Below are 4,149 nucleotides of genomic sequence, written 5' to 3'. Positions count from 1 at the left end.
GGACGCCCTCAAAAGGTCCTGCTACAACCTCAGTTGTCGCCGTCCTCGTCGATCAGGAAGCCCCGCATCGGCGCCGGAGCCTGCTGCATCGGCTGCGGCGGCTGCGGCCGGACCGCCGCCATCGGCTGGGTCATCCCGGCCGGCTGCATCTGCGGAGCCCCGCTGTTGCCGCCGTTCGACTGCCCACCGAAGCTCGGCGCACCCGAGTTGCCACCGAAGGAGCTCTGCCCGCCGAAGGACGGCGAGTTCCCTCCGAACGACGGCTGGCTGCCACCGAACGACGACCCACCGGAGGTCATCGCACTCGCACCGGCCGGCGCCATCGACGAGGCTGCCGGCGGCAGCGACGCGGTGGCGGGGATCCGCGGCGGGGCGAGCGAGTCGTCGGCCTGCGACTCCAGCTGACGGAGCTGGGTCTCCAGGTACGACTTCAGACGCGTACGGTACTCACGCTCGAACGCCCGCAGGTCCTCGACCTTGCGCTCCAGGGTGGCGCGCGCGGACTCCAGCGAGCCCATCGCGACGCGGTGCTTCTCCTGCGCGTCCCGCTCCAGGGCGTCGGCCTTGGCACGGGCGTCGCGCTCCAGACCCTCGGCCCGGCTGCGCGCCTCGCCGACGATCTTGTTGGCCTCGGAACGGGCCTCGGAGATCGCCTGGTCGGCGGTCTGCTGAGCGAGCGCCAGCACGCGGGCGGCGCTGTCGCCACCGGGGCCCTGCTGCTGCATCGGGCCGCCCATGGGGCCACCCATCTGCTGCGGGCCGCCCATCTGCTGCTGCGGACCGCCCATGGGGCCGCCCATCTGCTGCATCTGCTGCTGGCCCATGCCCTGGCCCATCGGGTTGCCCATCTGCTGCGGGCCACCGGGACCGCCCATGGGCTGGAGCATCTGACCGCCCATCGGCTGGACCAGCTGCTGCTGGCCGCCCATGGTCTGGTTCATCTGCTGCGGGCCGCCGGGGCCCATCGGACCACCCTGGCCGGCCGGGAGCTGCGGCGCGCCGGACGGCAGGCCGAGCGGCTGGTTGCCCATCTGCTGCTGGGGTCCACCCGGGCCCATCTGCTGCGGACCACCGGGGCCCATCTGCTGCGGGCCACCCGGGCCCTGCTGGCCGGGGACAGGCGGGCCGGATATGGCCGCCGGGACGGGAGCGGCCGGTCGGGCCGCCTCCTGCGGCGGCTCCTTCCGCATGTTGGCCTGGTTCTGCGCGGCGGCGCGAGTCGCGGCGGCCAGCTTGGCGCGCAGGTCCTCGTTCTCCCGGAGGAGGCGGGTCAGCTCCGCCTCGACCTCGTCGAGGAAGGCATCGACCTCGTCCTCGTCATAGCCTTCACGCAGGCGGACGGTCGTGAACTGCTTGTTCCGAACGTCCTCGGGGGTCAATGGCATCTCTTCACCTCAACGTGATCGTCGGCACACCGGCATCCTGTCGCATCGCTCACCTACGACTAGGGGTGCACAAGCGAGATCAGGACATACACAATGATCATCAGTACGAAGAAGGACAGGTCGAGCGCCACGCCCCCGAAACGCAACGGCGGGATGAACCGCCGAAGAAGCTTGAGCGGCGGATCCGTGACAGTGTACGTGGCCTCCAGGACCAGGACCATGGCCTTGCCGGGCCGCCACGAACGCGCGAACTGGAAGACCCAGTCCATGACCAGCCGCACCAGCAGGAACACCAGGAAGACGGTCAGGGCGTAGTAGAGCACCGCCCACACGATGTCCATCGCGTTTCCCTCTCCCCGGTCCCGGGCCCTAGGGCCTGCCGCTCGTCACCTGTCGCCAACCACTGTTGATCAGATCCACACGTAAAGTCGTGGCCGGGTCAGCTCTGGTTGAAGAACCCACCCTCGGCGATCCGAGCCTTGTCCTCCGCCGTGACATCGACGTTAGCAGGCGACAGCAGGAACACCTTCTGTGTCACGCGCTCGATACTGCCGTGCAGACCGAAGACGAGTCCAGCGGCGAAGTCTACGAGGCGCTTCGCGTCGGTGTCGTCCATCTCGGTCAGATTCATGATCACAGGGGTCCCGCCGCGGAACTGTTCCCCGATGGTACGGGCCTCGTTGTAGGTCCGGGGGTGCAACGTGGTGATGCGGTAGGGCTCTCGTTCGTTCACTACCTTGGGCATGATCACCGGGGCGCTCTTCTCCAGGTTGTGGCGGCGTTCGGGTGTGATGGACGACACGGGGGCCATCCTCGGAGTCTCCTGTCGGATCGGCACCGCCGCCGGGACCGGCTGCGGGGTGATCGAGGAGACCGGGGCGGGTGCGGCGGCGGCAGCGGCGGCCGGCCGGGGGATGTCCTCGGTCCGCTGCCCCGTGCGAATCGGCTCGGGGTCCGCGTCGTAGTCGTCGTCGGGGTCGTACCCCTGGCCGTCGTACGTCTCGTCCTCCACGAGGCCGAGGTAGACCGCCATCTTGCGCATTGCGCCGGCCATGCTCCTGTCTCCTCCGCTCATGGCCACCTCGCTGACGCTCGGTGACTGATTCGCGGAACGCGCACCTTCTGATGGTCGCTCGCTCCGCTCGCTCCGTGCGGACCAGCTCCGTCCCGGCGGCCGGGCCACGGCCCCGCCTGCGGATTCCGCGGTCCCTCCACGACAGAACGTCAGGCCGACGGCCTGTCAGAGGTGTGGAGTGGGGGCCGCGGAGCTGCGATCCACGGTTCGCTAGCGCTCCGGAGAGCTGCTAGATTCTGTCCTATTTTGTCCTGCAGTCTGATCTACTTACCCGGTGACGTTACCTGAGGGGTGACCTCACTCCGAGTACCGCCGTTCCGACGCGCACATGTGTCGCCCCGGCGGCAATCGCCTGCTCAAGGTCACCGCTCATCCCTGCGGAGACCATGGTGGCAGCAGGATGGGCCGTCCGTACGGCGGTTGCGATTTCCGCCAACCGGCCGAACGCCCGCTCCGGGTCCCCGGCCAGCGGGCCGACCAGCGGAGCGACGGTCATCACACCCTCCAGTCGCAGCCCGGGCGTGTCGGCGATGGCATCGGCCAGACGGGCGACGTCCGCCGGAGCGACCCCGGCCCGGTGCTCGCCCTCGCCGTGCTCCTTGTCCAGTGCCACCTGCACCAGGCAACCCAGCTCCGGGCGCTCGGACTTGAGCACCGCTGCCGAGAGCGACTCGACCAGCCGCAGCCGGTCCACCGAGTGCACGTGGTTCGCGTACCGGACGACCGAGCGGACCTTATTGGTCTGCAACTGTCCGACGAAGTGCCAGTCGAGAGGAAGGTTTCTGCACTGCTCCGCCTTGGGCGCGGCGTCCTGGTCGCGGTTCTCCGCGACGTCCGTCACGCCCAGGCCGGCCAGCAGCGCGGTGTCCTCGGCCGGGTAGGTCTTGGTGACGACGACCAGGGTGACCTCGTCGCGCGAACGTCCGGCGGCCGCACAGGCGTCCACGATCCGGCGCTCGACCACCTCGAGGTTGGTCCCGAGCTCCTCGAACCGGGCCCGCTGGCCCTCCGTCAGCGCTTCCAACCAGCTCTTGTCGGGAAAACCGGCCAAATCGCCCGGGAACGGTCCGTAGATGTCGTTCGTCATCAGTTTTCAGAGCCCAACCAGACGTAGCTCGCGAGTCGGCCCGTGCGCCGCTCGCGGCGGTAGGAGTAGTGATCGGCGGATTCGAGGGTGCAGACCGGTGACCGCACCAGTCCGGTGACCCCCGCCGCGGCCAGCTGGGCCGCGGCCCCCTCCGGCACGTCCAGCGCGGGAGTCCCCCAGGACGTCTCGGCGAAGGCCGTGGGCACCACGGCGGCGACCTCGGCGCGCAGTTCGGCCGGCACCTCGTAGCAGCGGCCGCAGACCGCGGGGCCGGTGGCGGCGGTGATCCGCGCCGGCTCGGCCCCCAGGTCGACCATCGCCCGGACGACCGCGGGCACCACCCCGGCCGCCAGTCCGGGTCGGCCCGCGTGGGCCGCGCCCACCACGCCCGCCACCGGGTCGGCCAGCAGCACCGGAGTGCAGTCGGCGGTCAGCACCGCCAGCGCGAGCGGACGGTCGGTGACCACCGCGTCCACCGTGGGGGCCTCCCCCAGCGGCTGGCGCTCCGTCACCACGGCGACCTCGGCGCCGTGCACCTGGTTCATCCAGACCACGTCGGCCGGGTCCAGCCCCAGTTCACGGGCGGCGATGGCCCGGTTCTC

Annotated in this window: 5 protein-coding genes; all 5 read right to left on the bottom strand. The window is 70.4% G+C overall.

Going from position 1 to position 4,149, the window contains the following annotated elements; translation table 11 throughout:
- Positions 1–29: 29 nt before the first annotated feature.
- Complete coding sequence (locus J0670_RS31985; protein WP_207815489.1) at positions 30–1,385, bottom strand: DivIVA domain-containing protein; 1,356 nt, start codon at positions 1,383–1,385, stop codon at positions 30–32.
- A 59-nt stretch (positions 1,386–1,444) separates the two neighbouring features.
- A complete protein-coding gene (locus J0670_RS31980; RefSeq protein ID WP_030282903.1) occupies positions 1,445–1,726 on the bottom strand; it encodes a YggT family protein in 282 nt (93 codons plus the stop codon).
- Positions 1,727–1,824: 98 nt separating this feature from the next.
- Positions 1,825–2,439 carry a cell division protein SepF gene (locus J0670_RS31975; RefSeq protein WP_207815484.1) on the bottom strand — a complete coding sequence of 205 codons (615 nt, stop codon included), beginning with the start codon at positions 2,437–2,439 and terminating at the stop codon, positions 1,825–1,827.
- Between the two features lie 301 nt (positions 2,440–2,740).
- Positions 2,741–3,484 (bottom strand): YggS family pyridoxal phosphate-dependent enzyme, encoded by a 744-nt coding sequence (locus J0670_RS31970; RefSeq protein ID WP_374223208.1) that lies wholly within the window; start codon positions 3,482–3,484, stop codon positions 2,741–2,743.
- 62 nt (positions 3,485–3,546) lie between these two features.
- The coding region (gene pgeF / locus J0670_RS31965) for a peptidoglycan editing factor PgeF (RefSeq protein WP_207815481.1) at positions 3,547–4,149 on the bottom strand (603 nt) is incomplete at its 5' end.

It is taken from the genome of Streptomyces sp. FH025, assembly GCF_017427025.1.
Taxonomy (GTDB): domain Bacteria; phylum Actinomycetota; class Actinomycetes; order Streptomycetales; family Streptomycetaceae; genus Kitasatospora.
The sequence above is the reverse complement of the archived record's forward strand: the minus strand, read 5'-3'. Positions and strand labels throughout refer to the sequence as shown.

Excerpts from the sequence above, each read along its gene's own strand:
- J0670_RS31980 (WP_030282903.1), bottom strand. The coding sequence starts at position 1,726 with ATGGACATCGTGTGGGCGGTGCTCTACTACGCCCTGACCGTCTTCCTG.
- J0670_RS31975 (WP_207815484.1), bottom strand. The coding sequence starts at position 2,439 with ATGGCCGGCGCAATGCGCAAGATGGCGGTCTACCTCGGCCTCGTGGAG.
- J0670_RS31985 (WP_207815489.1), bottom strand. The coding sequence starts at position 1,385 with ATGCCATTGACCCCCGAGGACGTTCGGAACAAGCAGTTCACGACCGTC.